19 protein-coding genes, 1 tRNA gene and 1 pseudogene are annotated in these 22,443 nt (G+C 65.5%); 17 read left to right on the top strand and 4 right to left on the bottom strand.

Features of this window, described 5'->3' with window-relative positions:
• Positions 1-37 precede the first annotated feature (37 nt).
• The 9 genes from VKV57_13615 (at position 38) to VKV57_13575 (ending at position 10,373) form a co-directional block, all read left to right on the top strand.
• Positions 38-1,624, top strand: coding sequence for a stalk domain-containing protein (locus tag VKV57_13615; GenBank protein ID HLW60941.1), 1,587 nt, complete (start codon positions 38-40; stop codon positions 1,622-1,624).
• A 198-nt stretch (positions 1,625-1,822) separates the two neighbouring features.
• Positions 1,823-3,343 (top strand): PIG-L family deacetylase, encoded by a 1,521-nt coding sequence (locus VKV57_13610; GenBank protein HLW60940.1) that lies wholly within the window; start codon positions 1,823-1,825, stop codon positions 3,341-3,343.
• A 102-nt stretch (positions 3,344-3,445) separates the two neighbouring features.
• Complete coding sequence (locus tag VKV57_13605; GenBank protein HLW60939.1) at positions 3,446-4,489, top strand: AAA family ATPase; 1,044 nt, start codon at positions 3,446-3,448, stop codon at positions 4,487-4,489.
• Positions 4,449-5,348 (top strand): DUF58 domain-containing protein, encoded by a 900-nt coding sequence (locus VKV57_13600; protein ID HLW60938.1) that lies wholly within the window; start codon positions 4,449-4,451, stop codon positions 5,346-5,348. The genes VKV57_13605 and VKV57_13600 overlap by 41 nt, the downstream gene beginning before the upstream one ends.
• Positions 5,327-6,361, top strand: coding sequence for a VWA domain-containing protein (locus tag VKV57_13595; GenBank protein ID HLW60937.1), 1,035 nt, complete (start codon positions 5,327-5,329; stop codon positions 6,359-6,361). Before VKV57_13600 ends, VKV57_13595 begins: the two co-directional genes overlap by 22 nt.
• Entirely contained in the window at positions 6,358-7,347 is a 990-nt protein-coding gene (locus VKV57_13590; GenBank protein ID HLW60936.1) for a VWA domain-containing protein, read from the top strand. Before VKV57_13595 ends, VKV57_13590 begins: the two co-directional genes overlap by 4 nt.
• A gap of 225 nt (positions 7,348-7,572) precedes the next feature.
• The gene (locus tag VKV57_13585) at positions 7,573-8,346 is read left to right on the top strand and encodes a hypothetical protein (protein HLW60935.1); all 774 of its coding nucleotides are present in this window, start codon (positions 7,573-7,575) and stop codon (positions 8,344-8,346) included.
• On the top strand, positions 8,343-8,549 hold the full coding sequence (locus VKV57_13580) for a hypothetical protein (protein HLW60934.1): 207 nt from the start codon (positions 8,343-8,345) through the stop codon (positions 8,547-8,549). Before VKV57_13585 ends, VKV57_13580 begins: the two co-directional genes overlap by 4 nt.
• Positions 8,550-9,410: 861 nt before the next feature.
• Positions 9,411-10,373, top strand: coding sequence for an NAD(P)-dependent oxidoreductase (locus VKV57_13575; GenBank protein HLW60933.1), 963 nt, complete (start codon positions 9,411-9,413; stop codon positions 10,371-10,373).
• Between the two features lie 312 nt (positions 10,374-10,685).
• Here the strand turns inward: VKV57_13575 and VKV57_13570 are convergent.
• From VKV57_13570 to VKV57_13560, 3 genes and pseudogenes are all read right to left on the bottom strand, one after another.
• Positions 10,686-10,832 (bottom strand): annotated as a pseudogene (locus tag VKV57_13570) (chromate transporter).
• A gap of 15 nt (positions 10,833-10,847) precedes the next feature.
• The gene (locus VKV57_13565) at positions 10,848-11,657 is read right to left on the bottom strand and encodes a hypothetical protein (GenBank protein ID HLW60932.1); all 810 of its coding nucleotides are present in this window, start codon (positions 11,655-11,657) and stop codon (positions 10,848-10,850) included.
• A 96-nt stretch (positions 11,658-11,753) separates the two neighbouring features.
• Positions 11,754-12,194 (bottom strand): chromate resistance protein ChrB domain-containing protein, encoded by a 441-nt coding sequence (locus VKV57_13560; protein ID HLW60931.1) that lies wholly within the window; start codon positions 12,192-12,194, stop codon positions 11,754-11,756.
• A gap of 134 nt (positions 12,195-12,328) precedes the next feature.
• Here VKV57_13560 and VKV57_13555 point away from each other — a divergent pair, with 134 nt between their 5' ends.
• The 8 genes from VKV57_13555 (at position 12,329) to VKV57_13520 (ending at position 21,560) form a co-directional block, all read left to right on the top strand.
• Positions 12,329-13,300 (top strand): chromate resistance protein ChrB domain-containing protein, encoded by a 972-nt coding sequence (locus VKV57_13555; protein HLW60930.1) that lies wholly within the window; start codon positions 12,329-12,331, stop codon positions 13,298-13,300.
• Between the two features lie 315 nt (positions 13,301-13,615).
• Positions 13,616-14,773 (top strand): Xaa-Pro peptidase family protein, encoded by a 1,158-nt coding sequence (locus VKV57_13550; GenBank protein HLW60929.1) that lies wholly within the window; start codon positions 13,616-13,618, stop codon positions 14,771-14,773.
• A gap of 18 nt (positions 14,774-14,791) precedes the next feature.
• On the top strand, positions 14,792-15,637 hold the full coding sequence (locus VKV57_13545; protein HLW60928.1) for a 5'-3' exonuclease H3TH domain-containing protein: 846 nt from the start codon (positions 14,792-14,794) through the stop codon (positions 15,635-15,637).
• Between the two features lie 536 nt (positions 15,638-16,173).
• Positions 16,174-17,139 (top strand): glycine reductase, encoded by a 966-nt coding sequence (locus VKV57_13540; protein ID HLW60927.1) that lies wholly within the window; start codon positions 16,174-16,176, stop codon positions 17,137-17,139.
• A gap of 197 nt (positions 17,140-17,336) precedes the next feature.
• A complete protein-coding gene (locus tag VKV57_13535; protein ID HLW60926.1) occupies positions 17,337-19,604 on the top strand; it encodes a SpoIIE family protein phosphatase in 2,268 nt (755 codons plus the stop codon).
• Between the two features lie 256 nt (positions 19,605-19,860).
• Positions 19,861-20,682 (top strand): methyltransferase domain-containing protein, encoded by an 822-nt coding sequence (locus tag VKV57_13530; protein ID HLW60925.1) that lies wholly within the window; start codon positions 19,861-19,863, stop codon positions 20,680-20,682.
• Between the two features lie 239 nt (positions 20,683-20,921).
• Positions 20,922-20,997, top strand: a tRNA-Arg gene (locus VKV57_13525).
• Between the two features lie 275 nt (positions 20,998-21,272).
• Positions 21,273-21,560: a hypothetical protein gene (locus VKV57_13520; protein HLW60924.1), complete on the top strand. Its 288-nt coding sequence runs from the start codon at positions 21,273-21,275 to the stop codon at positions 21,558-21,560.
• A 184-nt stretch (positions 21,561-21,744) separates the two neighbouring features.
• Here the strand turns inward: VKV57_13520 and VKV57_13515 are convergent, their stop codons facing one another.
• Positions 21,745-22,416 carry a VOC family protein gene (locus VKV57_13515; protein HLW60923.1) on the bottom strand — a complete coding sequence of 224 codons (672 nt, stop codon included), beginning with the start codon at positions 22,414-22,416 and terminating at the stop codon, positions 21,745-21,747.
• Positions 22,417-22,443 lie beyond the last annotated feature (27 nt).

The raw sequence follows: 22,443 nt of genomic DNA, 5'->3' as shown, positions 1-22,443 counted from the left end.
CCGCTTAAGGATGCAGTTGAGATCGAGAGGTGGCCTCATGCGACGTATCCGGCAGGCAAGACTTTTGGCGATGATGCTGGCTCTGCTGATGGGTCCGGGGATGGTGGTTGGCGTCTACGCGCAGACCTCCGCGCCCGCGGTAAAGGTGCTGGTCGATGGGGGCCCTGTCGCGTTCGACGTCCCACCGATGATCGCCTCGGGGCGCGTCCTTGTGCCGTTGCGGGGGGTGTTCCAGCGTCTCGGTGCTGAGGTGTTTTGGGATTCGGGCACACAGACCGTGACGGCCGGCCGGGGGGACACGATCATCACCCTGCGCATCGGGAACACCCAGGCGCAGATCAACGGACAGCCCACCCCCATGGACGTGCCGGCGATGCTGGTCGGTGGCCGGACGTTGGTCCCGCTGAGGTTCATTAGTCAGGCCCTGGGCGCAGAGGTCTCGTGGGACGAGACGAGCGCGACGGTCAAAATCACAAGCCAGGCGGCGTCGACCCTGCCGCCCTCGCAAACCTACCCGCCCGCCCCTCAGCCGCAGCCGGCGCCGGCGTCGACCGCGGTCACGGGCACGGTGGTGGCGGTGAACGCACCGGCCGGCCAGATTCAGGTTCAGGTGGACCAGAACCTCTACACCTACAAAGTGACCTCGGTCACCTCGATCAGTCGGGTGAACGCGGTCGACAATCGGGGAGGTTCGGTGGCGTTGGACGCGCTTCGCCCCGGGGATGAGGTCCAGGCGATCGTCGACCCCAGCGGAACCGCCCAATCCGTCCGGGCGACGTTTAAAGAGGTCTCGGGGAAGGTGATCGCCACGACCGACGCCGGCGTGGTCGTCCTCGAGAACGGCGACACGTATCGGCTCAACCGTTCCGCCCAGGTCGCCCAGGGCGGCACGGCCGTGACCCCCAGCGCGCTTCGGCCGGGCGATGAAGTGCGGATGCGGGTCAACCCGCAGACGAACGAGATCTGGGCCGTCACCATCAGTAAAGGGGCTGCCCCTCCTGCGGGAATTACCTCGGTCACGACGACGCCCTCCGGCCGCACCCTCAACGCGGGGGACGTGCTGGAGGTGGTGGCTTCCGGGAGCCAGCAGGGGCATGCGACGTTTTCCATCGGCACCCTCCGCTCGGGGATCCCCATGGTGGAATCCACATCTGAGCGCGGGACCTACTACGGGAGCTATACGGTACAGCCGGGAGATCGGATGCAAGGAGCGGAGGTGGTCGTCCGCCTGACGGCGCCGGACGGCCAGGTGTTTACCGCAACGGCCCAGAACCGCGTGCAGATCAACGCGGGCCTTCCCGCTCCCGCGGCCGTCGTCGTCCCGATGATCGTCAGTCCGGCGGACGGAGCGTCGATTGGATCCCCGTTCACGGTGAGCGGACGAGCCGCGCCGGGAAGCCGCATCAAGATCACCGCCGACTACAACGGGGCGGTGCTGCTCTTCAAGGTCGACGGCTCGCTCGGGAATCAAACCGTGACGGCGGACCAGAACGGCAACTGGTCGGCCGAGTTTACGGAAAAACCTCCCGTGTACGGGTTGACGGTCGTTATCACCGCGGCGGCCGTCGCCGACGATGGACGGGTGATCTCGCCGGTGGCCAAGGTAACGGCGACTTTGTCGTAATCGCACCACAGGCCGGATCCGTCCGCCCCTCCTGCGGAGTTGCCCTCGCGGTGCGGCCGGGGGAGGGGGGCGGTGTCGCAATTGCGAACTTCTCATTCTGCCCTGGCTCGGCATCGCCGTCGCCGGTAACGATCCCGGAGACTCAGGGAGGCACCCGCCGCGACGCTACGGATACCGCATGGGGTCTTACGGGGCACGGTGCTGTCATTGCTCGCCACCGTGGCCGGGTGGGGGGGGTATGCACCGATCGCGGCGGCCCCCGGGTTCTCCGCGCCCGCGACCTCCGGGATCCCCGTTCCAGTGCTCTCGTACCATCCGACGGCCCACGATTCGATCCTGGTGTTCGGCGCACACCCGGACGACGAGACCCTTGGGGCGGGGGGCATGGTCCATGCCGCGACCGCCGTTGGGGCTCGGGTACGGGTCGTTACGTTCACCAACGGGGATGGCTACGTCGAAGGGGTCGACGTGGGGTTCCGCACACTGTTCAGCACTCCCCGGCAGTTCATCGAGTATGGGAAGCGCAGACAGCGGGAGGCCCTCGCCGCCGCGGCGCATCTGGGGTTGCCTCCCGCGCGGGTCACCTTCCTCGGGTACCCGGATCGGGGACTCCCCGTGCTGTGGGGGTCCGCCTGGGACTGTGGTCGTCCCTACACCTCACCGTACACCCGACGAAACCGGTCGCCGTATCCTCTCGGATACCGGGCCGAAGCCGGCTACTGCGGAGAGAACGTTCTCGGTGACGTGGAAAACCTGCTCCGGCAGGAGCGCCCCAGCATCATCGTGATGCACACCCCCGCCGATACCCACCGCGATCACTGGGCGGCGGCGGCCTTTGTCGTCACCGCGATCCAACGGTACTCCTTCGAAGACCCTGCGTGGGCGAAGAGGGTGCACGTGTGGACGTATCTCGTTCATCACGCGATGTGGCCCGCTCCCGAGGCGTATGCGCCGGATCTCTTCCTCAATCCGCCGAGGGACCTCGTGGGAACCGAAACGGCCTGGGCGCAGTTTCCCCTGGGGCCAGGCGACGAGAACGCGAAGCGGGCGGCGATCCGCGAATATTCCAGCCAGGTGGAATTGCTCCGCACGTATATGCTGAGCTTCGTGCGCCGCAACGAGCTCTTCGCCCCCCCGCCTGAGGTCTGGCCGTTGCGGCTGCACGGAGACGGGTTGTCGCTCTCGGTCCCCGAGGGGTGGGACCGCGTCCCGGCCGCGATCCGCGGGCCCGCGGGGGGGTCCTTCCTCCACGCCGCAGAGGGCAGCGTCAAACTGGAGTCGGTGGCCTTCGCCGAGGACGCGGCGCATCTCTACGTTGTCCTCCGGCTGAGGCATCGGGCGATTCGGGAGGCCCAGTACCGGTTGGAGTTCCGGTTGTTTTATCGCGACGGGCATTTGGGGCGGCTGCCGCTCCTGTTCCAGGTGCCGCAGTCCCTGACCGCCCGGCACACCCTGCCCGCCGACCTCGCGCTCCCGGTCGGCGCCGGGGCCCGGAGCGTCGGCCCGGGGATCTACGTGGTGCTCCCCTTGGCACCGCTCGGCGATCCGGTGAGCGCATTATTCCAAGCCGCGACCGTGGGGCCGCTCAAGGCGCTGGTCGACCGCAGCCCCTGGACGTTGGTGCATCTCGATCAGGCGGGGCACCCGGCTGGGAATTCGCCCGTCCTCCCCCCGGTTTGGCTCCGTAGTGAGGATTTAACGGGGATTCGCGGACACTAAGTTAGCAGGGATGGTAGGAGTCGGACCGCCCGGTCGATAAGTATCCACGGACACGCCAGAGACGAGGTGGACGTCGTGGTCGACGAGCAGCCGCAGCGCAGGATGCGGGTTCTGCGTTATCCGACCGAGACCTTCGGGCAGGCCGCGAGCACGATGCGGAAGGTCCTGTACGAAATCAAGAAGATCATCGTCGGGCAGGACCTGATGCTTGAGCGAATTTTGGTGGCGCTCCTCTCGCGCGGACACATCCTGATCGAGGGAGTGCCCGGGCTGGCCAAAACGCTCGCGATCAAGACCACGGCGGACGTCTTGGACTGTCAGTTCCGCCGCATCCAGTTCACCCCGGATCTCGTCCCTGCCGATCTCATCGGGACACGGATCTACAACCAAAAACTGGGAACCTTTGAGGTCGAACTGGGTCCCGTCTTCGCCAACCTGGTCCTCGCGGACGAGATCAACCGGGCGCCGGCCAAGGTGCAATCCGCCCTGCTCGAATCGATGCAGGAACGTCAGGTGACAATCGGCAAGGAAACGTTCCGGTTGCCGGATCCCTTTCTCGTTTTGGCGACCCAAAACCCGATCGAGAGCGAGGGGACCTATCCGCTCCCCGAGGCTCAGGTCGATCGGTTTATGTTCAAGGTCGTGATCTCATATCCGTCGTTCCACGAGGAAATGACCGTCGTGGACCGGATTACGGAGCAGTCCCCCTCGGTCTCCCAGATCATCCGCGGAGACGAACTGCTGCAGCTTCAGAAGATCGCTGAGGCGGTGTATGTCGACCCCAGGCTCCACGAGTACGCGGTGAGCCTCGTGACCGCCACCCGTCGCCCCCAGGAGTTTGGGCTCGGAGATCTGACGAAGTTCATCGCCTACGGCAGCAGCCCTCGGGGCTCCCTCAATTTGATCATCGGGGCGAAAGCCCTCGCCCTGCTCCGCGGACGGGAATATGCCATGCCGGAGGACGTGCGCGATCTCGCCCCGGAGGTTCTCCGCCACCGGTTCCTTCTGTCGTACGAAGCGCTCGCCCACGATATCACGCCGGAGCATTTGCTGCAGCGGGTCATTGAAGCCGTGTCAGTGCCAAAGGTCCACATTGGGGATCCGTATGGAGACACCCGAGCGAATCTTGAGGCGCCTCGAGTTTAAGGTCGTCCGACGCCTCGACGGCTATCTGTTCGGCGACTACACGGGGGTGTTTTACGGCCCCAGCCTCGACCTGGCTGAGGTGCGTCAGTATCAGCCCGGGGACGAGGTGCGCCGGATCGACTGGAACGTCACCGCGCGCATGAACCAGATCTTCGTCCGCCAGTATCGGGAGGAGAAAGAGCTTACCGCCTGGCTACTCGTCGATCTGTCACCGTCGATGGACTTTGGCACCGTGCAGCAGTTCAAGCGCCAGGTCGCGGTGGACTTTGCCGGCGTGGCGGCGTACATCATCAGCCGCCACGGCGATAAGGTCGGCGCGATTGGGTTTCCCGGGCGCCGGGGGCAACTGTTTGTTCCCCCGCGGACGGGGCGGCTGCAGGCGCTTCGGATCGTGCACGCCCTCTCGTCCGAGCCGACGGTGTCGGGTGGAGGTCGGACCGATCTCAGCGTCGTGCTCCACCAGTTGGGCCGGGTGGTGCGGCGGCGCTCGCTGCTCTTCCTCATTTCAGACTTCCATTCCCTGGTGGGCTGGGAGGGGACGCTGGCCGAACTGAGCAAGCGGCACGACGTCGTTGCCGTCCGGGTCGAAGATCCCCGTGAACGAGAGCTGCCGGATGTTGGAGGCGTCTACCTGCAGGACCCGGAAACCGGGCAGCAGGTCTGGGTAGATACGTCCGACCGAAACGTGCGCGACGCGTACCGTCAGTTGGTCGCGACGCGGGATGCCGAGTTGGCTCAGATGATGCGGAGGGCGGCCGTCGATCTGCTGAGCCTGTCGACCGGCACCTCTCTGGTGGATCCGTTGTTGAAGTTCGTGACCTTTCGGAGGCGGCGTCGGTGGAATTCACCTGGCCAGTAATGCTCTGGGGGCTCCTGTTGCTCCCGGCGTTTGTCGGCTGGTATGCGATCGGCGTGCGTAGGGCCCGCACGCATGCGGTGATCCGGTTCGCCGAGCAGCCGTTGTTCGAGCGCCTCGCCACCTCGCTGCCGGCGGTGCGCCGCCACATCAGCATGGGGTTCTATTTCCTGGCCCTCGCGCTGCTGCTGGCGGCGGTGAGCCGGCCGATCATGGCGATCCCGCTGCCGGTGAACAAGGCGGTCGTGTTGCTCGCGGTTGATACCAGCGGCAGCATGATGGCCCCCGACTTGGCGCCGAGCCGGCTGGAGGCGGCGAAGGTGGCTGCCCGGACGTTCGTCGACGTCTTCCCGCAAGGACCGAAGATCGGCCTGGTGTCGTTCAGCACGTACGCGACGTTGATGATCCCGCCGACTGCCGACCACGAAGCGGTGAAGCAGGCGATCGCGGGGCTGAAACCCCAGGAGGCCACGGCGATCGGCGATGGGATCGCGGTCGCGCTCAAGGCGATCCCCGGACGGATCGTGGACCTTCCGGAGGCGCAGGCGGGTCCGGGTCCGCTCGGGCCGGCCCAACCGCCCGCCGTCCAGCCGTCCCCCGCGCCCGTCCGTCCCGAGGATCTCCCGCCCGCCGCGATCATCCTGATCAGCGACGGCGGGCAGAACGCCGGGAGCGCCGATCCGCTGAAGGTCGCCCTGCTGGCCAAGCAGCAGAGGGTGAAGATCTACGCGATCGGCCTGGGGACCTTAGGCGGGAGCGTGTTCAACTACCAGGGACAGATGGTCTTTGTGCCGTTCAATCCCGCCCTCCTCCAGCAGATCGCCGCGATCACGGACGGGCGATTCTTCATATCGGGGTCGGCGCAGGAACTGAAACAGATCTACCGCGAACTCGGGCGCATGATCGGGTGGGAGACCCGCAAGACAGAGGTCTCCTCGATGGTCGTCGGGAGCGCGGGCCTCCTGCTGCTGGTGGGAGGCGTGATTTCGATGCTGTGGACGGGACGCCTCCCGTGACCTTTCTGTGGCCGCTGGCCCTCCTTCTCTACCTCCTGATCCCGGCGTTGGTGGCCTGGTACGTCTGGCTGCTCCGGCGGCCGTCGCGGGTCCGGGTTCGCTATTCCAGCCTCGACCTGGTGGTGCAAGCCGCGGCGGCCGGGAAGCCTTGGCGGCGTCATGTGCCGGCGGCCCTGTACCTCCTCACCCTCTGCGCGGTCATCTTCACCCTGGCGCGGCCGATGGCCCCCGTGCCGGTTCCCGACAACCGCACGGTCGTGATGCTGAGCGTTGACGTCAGCCGCAGCATGATGGCGACGGACGTGGTCCCGACACGCATCGAGGCCGCAAAGAAGGCCGCCGTGGAGTTTGTTCGGGCGCTCCCTCGCGGAACGAAGGTGGGGTTGGTATCGTTCAGCAGCTACGCGACCCTCGTGACCCCGCCGACCGACGATCATGACCGCGTGATCCAGGCGATCAACGGATTGGCCCTGGAGTTTGCGACGGCGATCGGCGACGGCCTCCTGGAAGCGGTGTACGCGCTTCCGGGCCGGTCGCGCCCCGAAAATACGCTCGGGCCGGTGGTGCCGGTCACGCCGCCCCCCCCGGATACCCTGGGGCCGGCGACGGTGGTGCTCTTGAGCGACGGGCAAAGCAACCGCGGGACGCCGCCCGAGGACGCCGCGGTCGTCGCGCGCCAGCTTCGGGTCAAGGTCTACACAGTAGGGCTGGGCTCGCCCGAGGGGACGTTCCTCGAGCTCGGCGGCCGCAGCATTTTTGTTCGCCTCGATGAGGAGACGCTGAAGGAGATCGCCCAGGTGACGGGGGGGACGTACCAGCGCGTCGCCTCCACGACAGAGCTCAGTCGGGTGTACACGCGGCTGGGGCGGGTGATCGGGTGGGAACGAAAGCCGACGGAGATCAGCGGGTTGACGTCGATCGCCGTGGCGGCGCTCTTCGTCCTCACCATGGGCGTGTCGCTGTTCTGGATGCACCGGATCGTGTGAGACGGCTTGGACGTTAATCGTCCCACGCCGCCGCATCCGGCCTGGGGGCGCTCCCGGCCCGCCGGCGCGCACCTGAAGATTTGCCCGGCCGTCGTTCGGGACGGGGTGAGGGGTGTCCCGTCGATCCGCCGCGCCGGTGGGAGGCGTTGAGCGTCGGCGAGCGGGGGAGGGGGCCGGTGCGGTGCCGGCGCTCTTCCGTTTCTCCCGCACGCATTCGGGAGACCTGTGGGTAGCGTTTTCCTGGTTCTGGCGTCGTTTCTCGCCTCGTCAGTGGAAATGGTCGAGGCGCTGACGATCATCCTCGCGGTCGGTGTGACCCGCGGGTGGCGCTCCACCCGGCTGGGGGCGGGAGCCGCGATTGCGGCGTTGAGCGTATTCGTGGTGGTCCTCGGGCCTGCATTGAGTCTCGTCCCGATCGGGATCCTGCGCTTGATCGTCGGCACGGCCCTGCTCATCTTCGGCCTGCAGTGGCTCCGCAAGGGCATCCTGCGCGCGAGCGGCATGAAAGCGCTTCACGATGAAGACGCCGCGTATCGCCGTGAGGTGGAGTTGGCCCGCGCCGGCGGCCCGGTTGCTCCCTCGAGGGTGGATTGGTACGCGTTCACGCTGGCGTTCAAAGGCGTCTTCCTGGAAGGTCTGGAGGTCGCCTTTATCGTCCTGACCTTCGGCAGCGCGCAAGGGAGCATTCCGCTTGCGGCGGGAGGGGCGGGCGCGGCCGTGGTTTTGGTCGTCGCAATCGGGGTGCTGGTTCACCGCCCGCTCAGCCGGGTGCCCGAAAACACCATGAAATTTGCCGTTGGCGCAATGCTCTCGACGTTCGGCATCTTCTTCGCGGGCGAAGGGACGGGGGTGGAATGGCCGGGATCCGATGCCGCCATCCCCGCCATCTTGATTTTTACCATTCTCTGCTCATGGGGACTGGTGCGCTGGTTGAGTCGTTACCAGATTCAGGGGCCGCCGCCTCCTCCCGTTCTGGCCGGCGGGGGGCAGGGGGAGTGAGCTATCTCTTCCGGTTCTTCATGTTCTGGTACGTTTTCGTGGTAGGCGACGATTGGACGGTCGCGGTGGGAGTGGTCGGATCGCTGGCGGTTGCCGCCGCATTGGTGCACCGACATCTTCCGGCCTGGCTCTGGCTGCCGCCGGCGGTGGGCGCGGTGTTGACCGCCTCACTGTGGCGGGCGGCCAGAACGCTCGGGCGCTAGGCATTCGACCAGCCGGGCGGTCGATCGGGGATCCGTGGCGTCAGCAGGTCGGGATGGGGGCGTTTGCGACCCCAGCCGTTCTTCGCCACGCCCTCCGAGAGCCTAGACCGATCGCCCCCGCACCGGCGCGGGTGGTCCAGACCCCACTCCAGCTCGATCGCGCGGCTAGGCGGGGTTGCACACGGGGCGGGAACCGCCCGGCACGAGTGGGGCGGGAATCTCGATTGGCCCAGGGAGCGTGCGAATCACGGGGGACCTTAGTGTTGGATAGCCGTTGGTTGGGATCCCATAGCCCGGCGCTTCTCAAGAAATGCATCCAGGGGAAAAGGCCGCACCAACGGCCAGGAGTGCCAGGCTTATCCAAAACGCCAACCACTCCTGCTGAATGAAGGTCGGGGTGTGGATCTTTACCAAAAACAGCGCGCCGAACATATCCACCGCCATAGCCGGCGAGTCGCGTGAACAAGCCTGCGATCAGCAGGATGCCGCCCCGAACTCCACAACGCCATGAATGGGTCCGAAGACGTGCGGAAGTGGCAGGTGCAACTTTTGCCAAAGGCCCACGACAGCCGCGACATGTGACAACTTTGCCCACCCGGAGAGAATGAATAACACACCCAATCCGACTCGCAGGCCGAGGGATGCGAGATCACGATTGCGCGAGGGAGAGTCGTCCATGAAGTCGCCTCCGTGAATGATCTGGGCCCAGCGCAAGATTTCCAGACGAGACTGTGGGTTCACGGACGCGGCCGGCGTGGATGAGGATCTGTGCCCTCTGGTCCGGGCCAAGGCGTCAGAGGGCTCGGGCGACGGTTTGAGCGAACATGAGGGCTGGCACCTTTCTGCCTGGAGGAGGCGTTGATGGAGAAGTGTCGGGTGAAGATCGCGAGTTCGGGCCTGAGCGCCGGGGGGGCGCTGGCGGCCATGCTGGGGGATGAGTTCCTCGTGGAGGAGTTCTCCCCCGAGGTGCCGCTGAGGGACCAGGTGGCGACGGCCCAGGTGCTTTTGGTCAGGAGCGTGCCGGTGACGAGGGAAGTGATTGATGCTGCGCCACACTTGCGATTGATTCAGCGGCCAGGCGCCAATGTCGAAGCGGTCGATATGGCGTATGCGACGGAGAAGGGCATCCCGGTCTGCAACATCCCGCGGGATTTGCTCTGGGAACCCTACGTCGCGGAGCATGCGATGTTTCTGATCCTCGCGCTTGCCAAGCGGTATCGGGAGACCCAGGAATCGCTGCGGGCCCGACGGTCCGGCCAGCCGCTCACCCTAGGGCTGCGGGGCAAAACCCTGGGGCTGATCGGCGTGGGACGGACAGGCACCCCACTGGTTCGCATGGCCCGGGCGTTTGAGATGAACGTGCGGGCGGTGAAACGGATGGTGGACGAACGGATTCGGGATGAGTTGGGGCTGACCTGGCTCCAGCCATTTGACCGGTTGCCCGAGCTCCTGCGCGAGAGCGACTTCGTCTCGATTCACCTCCCCTTGTTGAAGGAGACGACCGGGTTCGTCGGGACACGCGAGATTGGACTCATGAAACCCACGGCGTTTCTGATCAACATTTCACGCGGATCGATTGTCGATAAGACGGCCCTGTTGACCGCGCTGCAAGAGGGGCGCTTGGCCGGTGCGGGAGTGGATGTGTTTTGGGAGGAGCCCCCCGACCCGGAGGACCCGCTCCTGCAGTGTCCCACCGTCATCGCGACTCCACACGTGGCCGGTTTTACGAAGGAGGGGTTGGAAACGCTCGCCCGCCATTCCGCCGAAAACATCCGGCGAGTGATGAGTGGATTGCCGGCGCGATACGCGCTGAACGGCCTATAAGGATGAAGCGTCGTTGGCCGTCACGAGGCCCCGACGGTTTGCCCGCTCACTCCCCAATGGCCGGAGGGAGCCTGTACGCCCCCCTTGGTCATCGGCGCTCGGGCGCCGCGTATCTTGCGTGGGGTCCGGTGGTGCCTCTCACTCGGTCGAGATTTCGCCCTCACCAGCGGCCTCGCATCGGTCCAACAACTGCTGAACACGTTTGACGATGGCATCCCGGGCCGCCGGAAACCCGTCGCTGACCAACGGCACATCATCCCAGCGCTCGACGGTGAGACCGGGTGGGACAAGGTGGCCGAGGTCACACCCGAACCACCGGCGCTCCTGGACGAGTTCTTTCTCCATCTGTCCTACGAGGGCAACGGGGCCACCGAACCCGATGGCACCCAGGCGGAGGTAGTACACGAAGAGGTCCCACAGGGGCACCCGACGTGTCATTGCTTGATGGTTCATGGGCATTCTCCAGAGGTCGTGCTAGTTCTCCTCGTAAACCACCGCTTGGCGGCTGCGAGGGAGAAACAGATACAGGCGCTGCCGGGCCTGATCGAAGGCGGTCGTGTGCGCACCCGCCTCCGTGACGATCTCTTGGACGAGGACCATCTCTTTCGTATCGACGACGTCGAGAACTCCGGGTTGCCCAATGGCCACGTACAGGTATGCGCGATCGGCGTTGTACCATATCGCGTCCGGCGCCCCGGCTATCGCGACGCCCGCGAGTTCCCGGCCGCTCGCGAGGTCAGCCGCAATAACCTTGCCGCCATCGCAGGCCACAAACGCCCGGCCGTGCTCCACGTCCAGGTCGAGTCCGTGGGGGCCTGCCGATGACACCGGCCACCGGGCTTGTCCCACCAAGGTCTCCGCTGCGAGGGAAGCTACGCAGGCCGGCGCTTTGATGTTCACGAGCCACCGATCGGCCGTGGGGTCGTAGACGCACCATCGCGGTCTCCCCGGCAACTCACCCTCGGTGACGACAGCCCCGGCGTAGGGGTCGATGAGCCTGGCGCGAAAATCTTGGACATCGACCACGAGGAGCCGCTTTCGGCGCGAATCCCAGCCCAGGCCGTTGGGGTTCGGTCCGACGATGATGTTCTTGATCACATCTCTGGATCTTGCCCCGATGACGAGGATCTTCCCGGCACCGCGGGCTGCCGCGAAGATGAGATGTTCCTCCTGAGCGCACAGCACCCCGCTCGATTCCGGACAACCCGGGAGCGTGGCGCGGTGGACACCGCGCGCGCCATCGATCACTTCCACGGCGCCCGTCGCCGTATGCGCGACGAACACCCGTCCCGTCTGGAGATGTACGTCCCCGTGATCGAACCCGCCAGAGGGGTGAGGCGGAAGGCCTATCGATCCCGCGAAGTTCAATGTCACTGTGCCTTACCGCTCTTCGGCCACTGTGCGTTGGCACCACGCGTACAGCGCATCGTAGAGGGGGGTTTCCAATCGGATCTTCTTGTGGTCGTTGTCGCCATGGAGCAAGGCGAAGCCGTGGGCGATCGCCTTGAGGCCGGCCGCCTCGGGGACGATGTTGACGTCCGCGGCAACGTCCGCGCCGTGAACGATCTTCGCCAGTTTCTGCAGGGCCGGATCGGTGAGCGCGTACTTGACCATGATCGATTCGAAGCTGCATCGGCCGTCGACATGACCCAACTCGACGTCCTTGATGTCAAAGGGGATGGCCTCCTCGCGCTTAGCCGCGGCCCTGACCTCTTCTGCGCGGACATAGATGAACACCGGGTCCTGGTCGACGAATTTCCGAATGAGCCACGGACAGGCAATCCGATCGACATTGGCGTTCTTGCGTGTGACCCACTTCATGCCCAACACCTCCACCGGTCCTCTCTCGCGCCCGAGCCGCACCGTGCCCCGACCGCGCTGCGGCGCTCAGGCGAAAACGAGACGTAATACGTATTGCGTAGCGTAGCAATATATGATACGCTTGTCAACGTCAAATGGCTTGGGTGGTATTCTCCTATTCCTTGCCGTCTACGGGGCGGTCGAGTCCGCGGGTCACGATGTGGCGCCGCCTCCGGACCTTGGGAGCCGTGTCTCCTAAGGGGGGCGTGCACGTGTTGCCCGCGCGAGGTGAATGCGTTGAGGCGTTCCAGTGGCTGGCCCAGGAGGTCGAGCAGGCGAATGGGGAGGCGCTGCTGATGTGGGTGGAGCGGTTCGAGGGGCTCAGCGACGCCCACCTTATCGAACTTTTCCAGGGGGCGCGGCGGAAGGAATACGAGTCGCTCGGTGCCCGGGCGGCCGGTTTGGAGAAGTCCCTCCGGGTCAAGGCCCCACGCACCGCGCGGGCGGAGGCGAAAGCCCGAGACCTCCTCGCCCGCTTGCGGCGCGAGCACGGGGAGATCGCGCGGACCGATTTCTTCGGCGCCCCCGCCGGAATACATGCCGCTGCGGCGCTGGCCCGGGTTGAGCAGGCGCTCGCTCCCGCCCCCACGGCCGACCCCCGGATCCCCCCCGCCGCGGTCGCGGCGTACCGGGACAAACGATGGGTGACGCGTCCCCACCCCCACGTGGATCGCCTGGCTTGCGCCTGGCTGATCCGCCGCTTTATCAACCCCCGTGCGCAGATTCGCTATTCGACCACAGCGGCCCCCGAGGAGGTCGCCTTCGACATGCGGGGTGCGACCTTCGGTCACCGAGGGTCCCTCTGCACGTTTGAGACGATGCTCAAGGCATTCGGCCTCGACGACCCCGGGTTGCGGGCGATCGCAGAAATCGTCCACGAGATCGATCTGCGTGATGGCCGCTACGTGCGCCTGGAAGGTCCCGGGGTCGACGCGATCCTGAAGGGTTGGCAAGTCCTCCCCGACGCTGAGCGCGAGGTCCACGGTCTCGCGCTCTTCGATGGGTTGCACGCCGCGCTCTCTCAGAGTCCGCGGACGACGTCGGGGCGGAGACGCTCGGCCCGATAAGCCACGCGCGCCTCACCCGGGGGGGGCGATCGAACGCGGCGCCGCGGACACCCGCTCGGCGGGCGCTGTGGGTCTGACGTACGTATCTCTCCGGCCTCTCGGATCTTCGTGGATCGGAAGGACGGCATCATCGCTCGATCCATCCTGGATGCACGGGGAGGTGCGGGTCCCGTTCGCCGCACGGGTCGGATTCGGGCCGGCACGGACGCAAGGTACGGCAAGGGTCTTCGGGCAGGCCTCGGATGCGGTGTGTGGGGGGCCTGACGGTCCTCCCGTGGGAGGAGTGGGCGCGCCAAAACGGAAATAGCGGTCAAGATGCTCCCGTTTGATCCCGAGCGGTTCGCCCGCCTCGCCCGCGCCCAGCAGGTCGACGTCGTGCTCGCGAGCACACGATACAGTGTCCGGTACCTTACCGGGGGCTATTACCTCCCGTTCTTCTCCAGGGCGTCGCGGTTCGGCGGTGGGCGGTACCTTTCATTCGTCGCCGTTCCATCCACCCGGCTCGACTCGGCGTTCTACGTGGGCCGACAGGACCGCGCGCTCGACGAGCAGGATTACATCGCCGCCTTTGGCCCGTTCTGGATCGCCGATCGGCGCTGGGTCCCGCGCGGTCCCAATATGTCGTCCGACGCTGCGGCCGCGGCGGCGCGGGCGCTGCGGGATCACGGTTTTGCCGGAGCGACGATCGCGATCGAGTCGTCGTTCCTGCCGGTAGACGCCTACGAAGCCCTGAGGCGGGAACTTCCCGAGGCGTCGTTCGTCAACGGCACGTCGCTCCTGGGCGAACTGCGGGCCATCAAGCAACCGCACGAGCTGGCGCGACTGCGCGAGGTGCATCGCCTGACGGCCGAGGTGGTCCGTGCGGTCTTTATGCAGAGCCGAGCCGAGGAGACCACCCGTCAGATCGCGGCGCGGGTCGAGCGACACGTCGGCGAGCGCGGCGCGGCCTTTCTCTATTCGCTGATCAACGTTGGACCGGGACTGCTCCGGGCGCCTTCATCCCAGGCGTGGGGGCGCGGTTGCCCGATGCACCTGGACGTCGGCGCCGAATTGGACGAATATATCGCCGACATTGCGCGGATGGGCTCGGTGGGGCCGCCGCCCCCCGCGGCCAGCGCGCTGTTTGAGGTGTGCCGCGCGGCACAGGAGCGCGCCCGCACCTCGGTGGGACCCGGTGTATCCTGCGGTGAGTTGTGGCGGGTTGGCAGCGAGGCCGTCCGGGTTGGGCCCGGGGCGGAGTACGGCCGCTTCCTCGCCCACGGGCTCGGGATGGTGAGCCACGAACCCCCGGAAGTGACGCCCGAAAGCACGCGCGCGCTGGAGGCCGGGATGGTCGTGTCGATTGAGACAGAAGTTCGGCACCCAGATGTTGGACACGTCAAAATCGAGGACAGCGTGGTCGTGACCGCGACTGGGTGCGAGGGACTTGGTGACGTCGACCGTGGGTGGTGCGTCGCCGCGGCGGGGGGATAAGCGGACGCACGAGCGGCGATGATCGTTCATCTCCTCGACGGCACGTACGAACTGTTCCGCCAGTTCTACGGGCTTCGCCGGTACAAGAAGAGCGCGGATCCGCCCTTCGGCGCTGTTGTCGGTGTCCTGCATTCCTTGTTGCAGATGATCGAGACCGGGGCGACTCACGTCGGTGTGGCGACCGACCATGTCATCGAATCTTTCCGCAACGATCTGTGGCCCGATTACAAGACCGGCGAGGGCGTTGACCCCGCGCTTTTTGCGCAATTCTCCCCCCTGGAAGAAGCGCTCACGGCGATGGGCGTGGCAGTCTGGCCCATGATCGAGCTCGAAGCCGACGACGGATTGGCCTCCGCGGCGCAGATCGCCTCCGGAAATACGAACGTGGAGAAAATCTGCATCTGGACCCCGGACAAGGACCTGGCCCAGTGCGTCCGGGGCGAGCGTGTCGTGCAGGTTGACCGCAAAGGTCAGAGGATCCTCGATGAGCAGGGAGTTCGCGCAAAGTTCGGGGTGGACCCGGTCCTGATCCCCGACTTCCTCGCCCTCGTCGGGGACCAGGCAGACGGATATCCAGGCATTCCGGGGATAGGCCGGACCACCGCGGCACGGCTACTGAATCAATACGGCATCATTGAGAACTTTCCGCCAGCCGTACTGCGGGAGAACCGACGCGACCAGGCGCTCCTATTCAAGGACCTCGCCGTGCTCAGAACCGATGCGCCCCTTTTCCGCGACGTGGACCGCCTGCGGTGGCGTGGCCCCACCAACGCATTTGCGGCGTGGTCGGAGCGCTTGGGAGACGCCCGCCTGCTGGCGCGCTGCCTCGAAGCGCGAGTGACCTCAGGTGCGAGGGAAGCCTGAATGGATCTTCCGCTGCCCGGCCAGCGTAAGAGAGGTGTCATCCTCTTCCCCGACGCAACCGAAATTGTTTTCGTTTTCCAACGCTGACCGCCGCCGAGCCGCGATTCTTTCGCCGGGCACAGCGGCATCCTCCGCTCGACTACGCACGGGCGCTGACTTGCGCCGACCCTGGCATGGCATCTTTCCGGGCGCGGCGATCGCGATCACGGTGCTCTCGCTGAACGCCGTTGCCGATGTCTTGCGTGGACGATGGCGTGTCTGAGGTTTATCCTTCGACTCACCCCCCGATGGGCGCCGGAGGGTTGATTCCAACGAGCTTGTGCCGCGCGACGCCCCGCCATTCAGACCACGTCCGCCCCGAGGAACAACGGATCCCTCCGCCGAACGTCGGGCTTGGCGGATTCCTCCGCTGGTGGAGGCCGGCGTGGTCGATCCGCCACCGCGCGATCACTTCCCCTGGAGGTCACCCTGTCACGTACGCGCGGGGCGGACACTCCTCATTGGGGGGTGACGTATCGAGAATTGGAGGTACCGCCATGACGAGCGAGCGTGGCAGGAAATTTGGCTTCGCCGCTGAGGATGATGTGCCGGTTCCTTACCTACCACGGATCCGGGATTATTATCAGGCGTTGGGCTATGGCGCGCCTTACGAGTGGGCCCATTACTCCGACGTGCCGTTTCGGCCATTGCCTAAGCCGCTCGCCCGGTGTCGGGTCAGTATCATTACCACGGCGGCTCCCTATCAGCCGGACAAGGGCGATCAAGGGCCCGGGGCCCCCTACAATGCGGCGGCCAAGTTCTACACCGTGTACTCGGGTGACACGACCAAGGACCACGACCTGCGCATCTCACACATCGCGATTGATCGTAAGCACACCAAGGCCGACGATCCCGCCGCGTACTTTCCGCTGACCGCGCTGCGTCACAACGCCGCCTCAGGTCGCATCGGGTCGGTTGCCCCGCGTTTTCACGGCGTTCCAACCAATCGCAGCCATCGCGTCACGCTCGAGATCGACTGCCCGGAGATCGTCGCACGTTGTCTGGCCGACGAAGTCGATGTGGCGATCCTGGTTCCCAACTGCCCCGTCTGCCACCAGACCGTCGGTCTTGCCGCGCGAATGCTGGAAGAACACGGTGTCTCCACCGTTGTGATGGGTTGCGCCAAAGATATTGTCGAGTATGTGGGCGTGCCGCGTTTTGTGTTCTCGGATTTCCCGCTCGGGAACGGAGCGGGCCGCCCCAACGACTCCGCGTCGCAGGCCTTCACCCTTGACCTCGCCCTCAAGGTGGTCGAGGCTGCACCAGCCCCACGGACCACCGTACAGTCTCCGTTGAGATGGGGCCCCAGCCCTGCTTGGAAGCGCGATTACTGCAATATCGAATGCCTCACGCTCGAGGAAATCGGGCGCCGGCGGGCTGAATTCGACAGAGGAAAGAGAGAGGCCAAGAACGTGCGCGAGAAGGCCGGACTCGCGTCCGGGGTGGCGGATGAGACCGCTTGATGGACATTGCCCGGGCTGAACGTTGCCGAACGACGATTTGAGACGCCGGCCGCAATCGCGCATTCATCACGTCGCGGTGGCATTGCGCTTGGAGACGCGAAGATGGGGAAGCGGGAAGCGGCGGTTACGATCGAAGGGCTGATCCCCAGCCGCACCACCTGGCACCGGGGGTCGACGCCGAGGGGAGGGGGTCGCTGATGTCTCCGCGGCCCGCCCTCCTGTCGGTGAGCGGGGGCGCGCAGTCTCCGTTGCGCCAAGTCGTCGTCGCCCTCCTCTGCACAAGCGTGTTGACCCTGGGGATGGTCTGGCTCCGCGGAAAATTTCCCAGCCAGTTCCTTTTCGTCCCGATCCCGGTTATCGGGGGGGTCGCGTATTACGCAGGGCCGATCGCCGGCTATGGATCAGCGCTCCTCTGCGTCGGGGCCGTATGGTCCTTTATCATTTCTCCGGAGCGATCGTTTGCGATGTCACCGGGGACGTTTCCCCTGTTGGGACTCTTCGCATTGGCCGCGTGGACCGTGGCGTTCAGCGGGAGACGTTTGCGACGGGTCGAGGAAGCGCAGCGACACAGTGTGGCAGTGCAGCAATTTCTCGCCGATGTCGGAGCTCTGCTGTCCGGCGCTTCACTGGATGTGTCGGCAAGATTGTCGGGGCTGGCCAACTTTTGCGTGCCGACATTCGCCGATTGGTGCGCGGTTGACGTTGCGGATGCGGCCGGAATCATACGGACGCTCGTGGTGGCCCATCGAGACCCATTGAAGCTCCAGGTGGCGAGGGAACTCCAAGAACGCTACCCGCCCACCCCAGAATCTTCTCAAGGATCGATGGGCGTCATCCGCACCGGCCAGTCGGAATTGTTTGAAGTGATTACCGAGCGCTTCTTGGAACACGTCGCTCCCAATGCCGATTACCTCAGCGTCCTACGTCGGCTCGGGCTCGCTTCCGCGATGATCGTCGCGATCAGGGGCCGTGATCGCATCTTGGGGGCCCTTACGTTCGCGTCGGCCGAGGCTCGCCGGCGCTACGGTCGAGGCGATCTTGGCCTGGCGGAGGAAATTGGCCTGCGCGCCGGTTTGGCGTTGGACAACGCTGCCCTCTATCAATCCGAACAGGCAACCCGCATCGCCGCCGACACGGCTCGCCAAGCTGCCGACGCGGCCCGCCACGAGGCCGACGCGGCCCGCCACGAGGCCGAGGTCGCTCGCGCCGGAGCGGAACGGGCAACCGACCGCATCGCGCGGCTCCAGGCGATCACCGCCGCGTTGTCCGAGGCGCTGACTCCGGCACAGGTTGCTGAGGTGATCGTTGATCGTGGAATCGCCGCGCTCGATGCTCAGACTGGGACGATGTGCCTGCTGAGCGAAGATGGGCAGACCCTGGATATCGTGCGTGCCATCGGTATTCCCGAGGGGTTCATCGGGCGCTGGCACCACATCCCGATTACTACCCGGATCGCCATCACGGACGCAGTGCGGAGGCGACAGTTGGTATTCCTGCCCTCCCGGAATGCCGGTGTTGCTCAGCATCCGGACCTCGCTGAGCTGCAGGGCGCGCTCGAATGGGGGGCCCGGGTCGCTGTGCCGCTGATGGTCCAAGGACGGCCGATCGGGGCACTGCTGTTCGTCACCGCGGACTCCCGGCTGTTTCCTGAGAACGATCGCGCTTTCCTGGAGAGCCTCGGCCGACTCTGTGCGCAAGCGTTGGAGCGCGCTCGGTTCTATGAACGCGAACACCGGATCGCGGGTGCGCTTCAGCGGGCGTTCCTGCCGGAGGCCCTGCCGATCCTCAGCGGGGTGACCATCCACGCCGCATACGCGCCGGGCAGTGACGAGGCCGAAATCGGAGGCGACTGGTATGATGCGTTTGCGCTCCCGACCGGCCATGTGATGATGTCGGTGGGGGATGTCGTGGGGCACGGGCTGCATGCAGCCCTGATCATGGGACAGCTACGCCAAACCGTCCGCGCGGCGGCATTGGAGGGATATGCGCCTTGGGCGATCCTCCGCCGCGCCGGGGAGGTCCTCACGGCGACCAGCGCGGGGGACGGAATGGCCACGGCTATCGTCGGCGAGCTTGATGCCGACACACTCACGGTGACACTTGCCTCCGCCGGCCATCCTCCGCCGATGCTTGGGACTTCGAACGGACGTGTGGAGATTCTTCCCATCACGGGTGGTCCGCCGCTGGGGGCGCCCAGCGCACATGGGCCGGCCGAGCGGATTATTACACTGCCGGCCGGCTCATTGCTGGTGCTGTACACTGATGGACTGATCGAAATGACCCGCGACCCCATCAAGGGCTCGATGGCCCTGCAGGAGGCGATGCGCGCGGTGTTGCAGACGGGTGCCGACGATCCCGCACGAGCGATCCTCGCGCACGTCCTTCCGCAGGAATCGCCTCCACGCGATGACATCGCGCTCATTACCGTGTCGGTCGCCCCCATTTCCCCCCATGGGTCGAGATGACCCCTCCGGTCGACCCCCGGTCAATCTTCTCGGACCCCGGCCGGGGACGCTCCGGGTATGTTCTCGGCCGCGCAATCGGATTTGTCTTCGCACGAAAGGTCTCGCGCCTCGCCCCGGACCGGTGGGGCCCGGGCCCGCATCCCTGTCAATCTGCGGTCATGTTGATTCAGAAGGTTGATGCTCCGTTCGCGTTGCCCCATCGAACCTGCGGAGCGGCGCGGTACGGGTTCCTGGCCCCTGCGGCGGAGGTTTCGCGGTGACCCCACCTCACAATTCCACCCCAATGGACAAGTATGCGTTTGACCCCACGTGGGTCCACGCACGGCAGCGACTCCGGGGCCTTGAGCAACTCCTTGATCCTGGCACGATTAAACACCTGGAGGCGCTCGGGGTGGGTGAAGGCTGGCACTGTCTGGAAGTCGGCGCCGGAGGCGGCACGATCGCCGAGTGGTTGTGCCAACGAGTGGGGCAGGCCGGATACGTCATGGCGACCGACCTGGACACTCGCTTTCTTGAGACCTTGCCCATGACCAATCTCGACGTTCGTCGTCATGATATCCTCTCAGAGGATCTCCCGGAGTGTAGATTCGATCTGGTGCTTTCGAGACTGGTATTGGAGCACATTCCCGAACGTGAGAAGGCGCTGCGGCGGATGCGATCAGCGCTCAAACCCGGAGGCTGGTTGGTTTGTGAGGATACAGACAACGCCTCGGTTGCTCTTGTCTCCCCCATGAATTCCGCAAACAACGAACTCTTCATGAAGGTCGAGCAGGGGAAAGATCGGGTGATGGCCACGCGGGGCCACGTGTACTGCGGGCACCATCTGTATGGGTATCTAAGCGCTCTCGGACTGGCCGAAGTCCATGCCGAGGGGCGTGTGTCTCTGCTTCACGCCGGCACTGCGGCGACGTACTGGAAGCGGCTCTCCGTTGAGCAACTTCGAAAGGACATTGTCGACGCCCATCTAGCGACAGAGGCCGAGATCGAGGCGTACTTTGCGCTTCTTGATTCCCCCAACTTCGTGTCCCAGGGATTCATCGTCATGACGGCCCGGGGACGCCGCCCACCGGACGGTTGAAGTCGCGGACCGAAATGGTTGGGAGAGAGCTTATTCCTCGGCGGCCCTGGGGGTTCCAGGCGTCCGGCCGCTGACGTTAGCGCGACCCTCTCTGCCTAGAAAGCATTGCCCCCCTCCATATCCACCGTTGCGTCCGCTCACTCCGTCCAAGGGGGTCGCCAATTGTGATACACTGCTTGGAGCGGCGCGGTTCAGACGGAAGGAAGTACAGGTCCACCCAGGTGTATGCTTTGTAAAGCGCGCCCGTAGCTCAGGGGAGAGAGCAGCTGCCTTCTAAGCAGCGGGTCGGGGGTTCGAATCCCTCCGGGCGCGCCAAAGCAAGCAGGGTCCAACCCGGAGACATAGGTGACACTTCGTACCTAAGACATGGGTAACACTTTCGGGCCGAACGGATTTTCGAGCGGTTCGAGCCCCGGGGCCGACTTGGCCGGCGTTTTGCTCTGCCTTTGCTCATCGACGGGCGAAGTGAGCGGCGAATTCCCGGAGGAATCGGGAAAGTCAGCGCGTAACTTACGGAACGTGACTACCGTACCGCGCAAGCACGAGCAGCATCGGGTGTGAGGCGGAACCATCCTGAGAGGAGAATAAGAATGGCGTACGGGATCGTGCATCACTTTCCAGGCGGTACAAAGGAGCAGTACGAAGCGTCAATCGCTGCGGTGCATCCCACCAAAGACAGCCTACCGAAAGGGCAGATCTTCCACGCGGCTGGTGCGTCGGCCGGCGGCTGGACGATTGTCGCGATCCACGACTCCAAAGAGAGCTGGGAGCGGTTTCGCGACGGCACCCTGATGCCGCGAATGCGGCAGGGCATCAAAGGTGGCTTCACGACACCACCACAGGAGACGGCCTTCGACGTCCATCACCTGCTGCGGTAACAGGCCCGATTTCCATGCCCACCACCTGCTCATCCGCCGGCCAAAGCAGTAGCGAATAGTCGGGGAGCGTCAGCGCCTCACTCGACGCACCTCGGGAACGATCATGCAGTCGGCCTTCTCAGCAGCGGGTCGGGGGGGGTGAATCCCCCCGGGCGCGCATCTCCAAGACGATCCCGCGCCACGTTTATGTGATCACGACTTCGCGACCGGGCGTGTCCAGCTCGACCGCCACGACTCCTGGGGTCTCCGCGGGTTCCACCACCACGAGGGTGCTGATCTCTTCGCCGAGCAGCGACGCCAATCGGCGTGTCGCCTCATCTGGGTGGGGATCGCCGAGACGGAGCCGCCGGATCCCGCGCGCACCTGACGGATGCTCGACCGTGGCCGCGGCGGGGTGCTGAGCTGGCGGTACGCCCCATTCGATGATGAACGGCAGCACGCTCGGCTCGCCAAACGGTACGAGCGAGAGTGTGCGCCATCGCAACATCACGCCGTCCGGGCGCGCGCGCGCGCCGTTCTGCACCACCCGCGCGACACCGGCCGCCTGGAGGCGGGCCCGAAGAGCGTCGAGGCGATCGGTGCGTGCCGCCCATGTCACAAACGTCCGCCCGTCGCGCAGGGCGTTGGTCACGCGAAGAGCGCTTGGGGATCCGGCTTCCGCGGGCTCCACGACCGCGATCAGCTCTAGGTAGGATGATCCGAGGGGAACAATCATGTTCCCGGTGCCGACGCCCGGATGCCGTCCTCCCGGGAGCGCGCGGAGCCCGTAGGTCTGCTCAAGATGACGGGCTCCGTCGGCCAAATCGGCGACAGGGATGAGGATGTGATCGATCGCGACTAGCGGATGGTCCGTCAATGAAGTTTCCCCCTCTGCGGTGTGGCA

It is taken from the genome of bacterium (genome assembly GCA_035307765.1).
Taxonomy (GTDB): Bacteria; Sysuimicrobiota; Sysuimicrobiia; order Sysuimicrobiales; family Segetimicrobiaceae; genus Segetimicrobium.
This window is presented reverse-complemented; position numbering and strand designations above follow the sequence as displayed.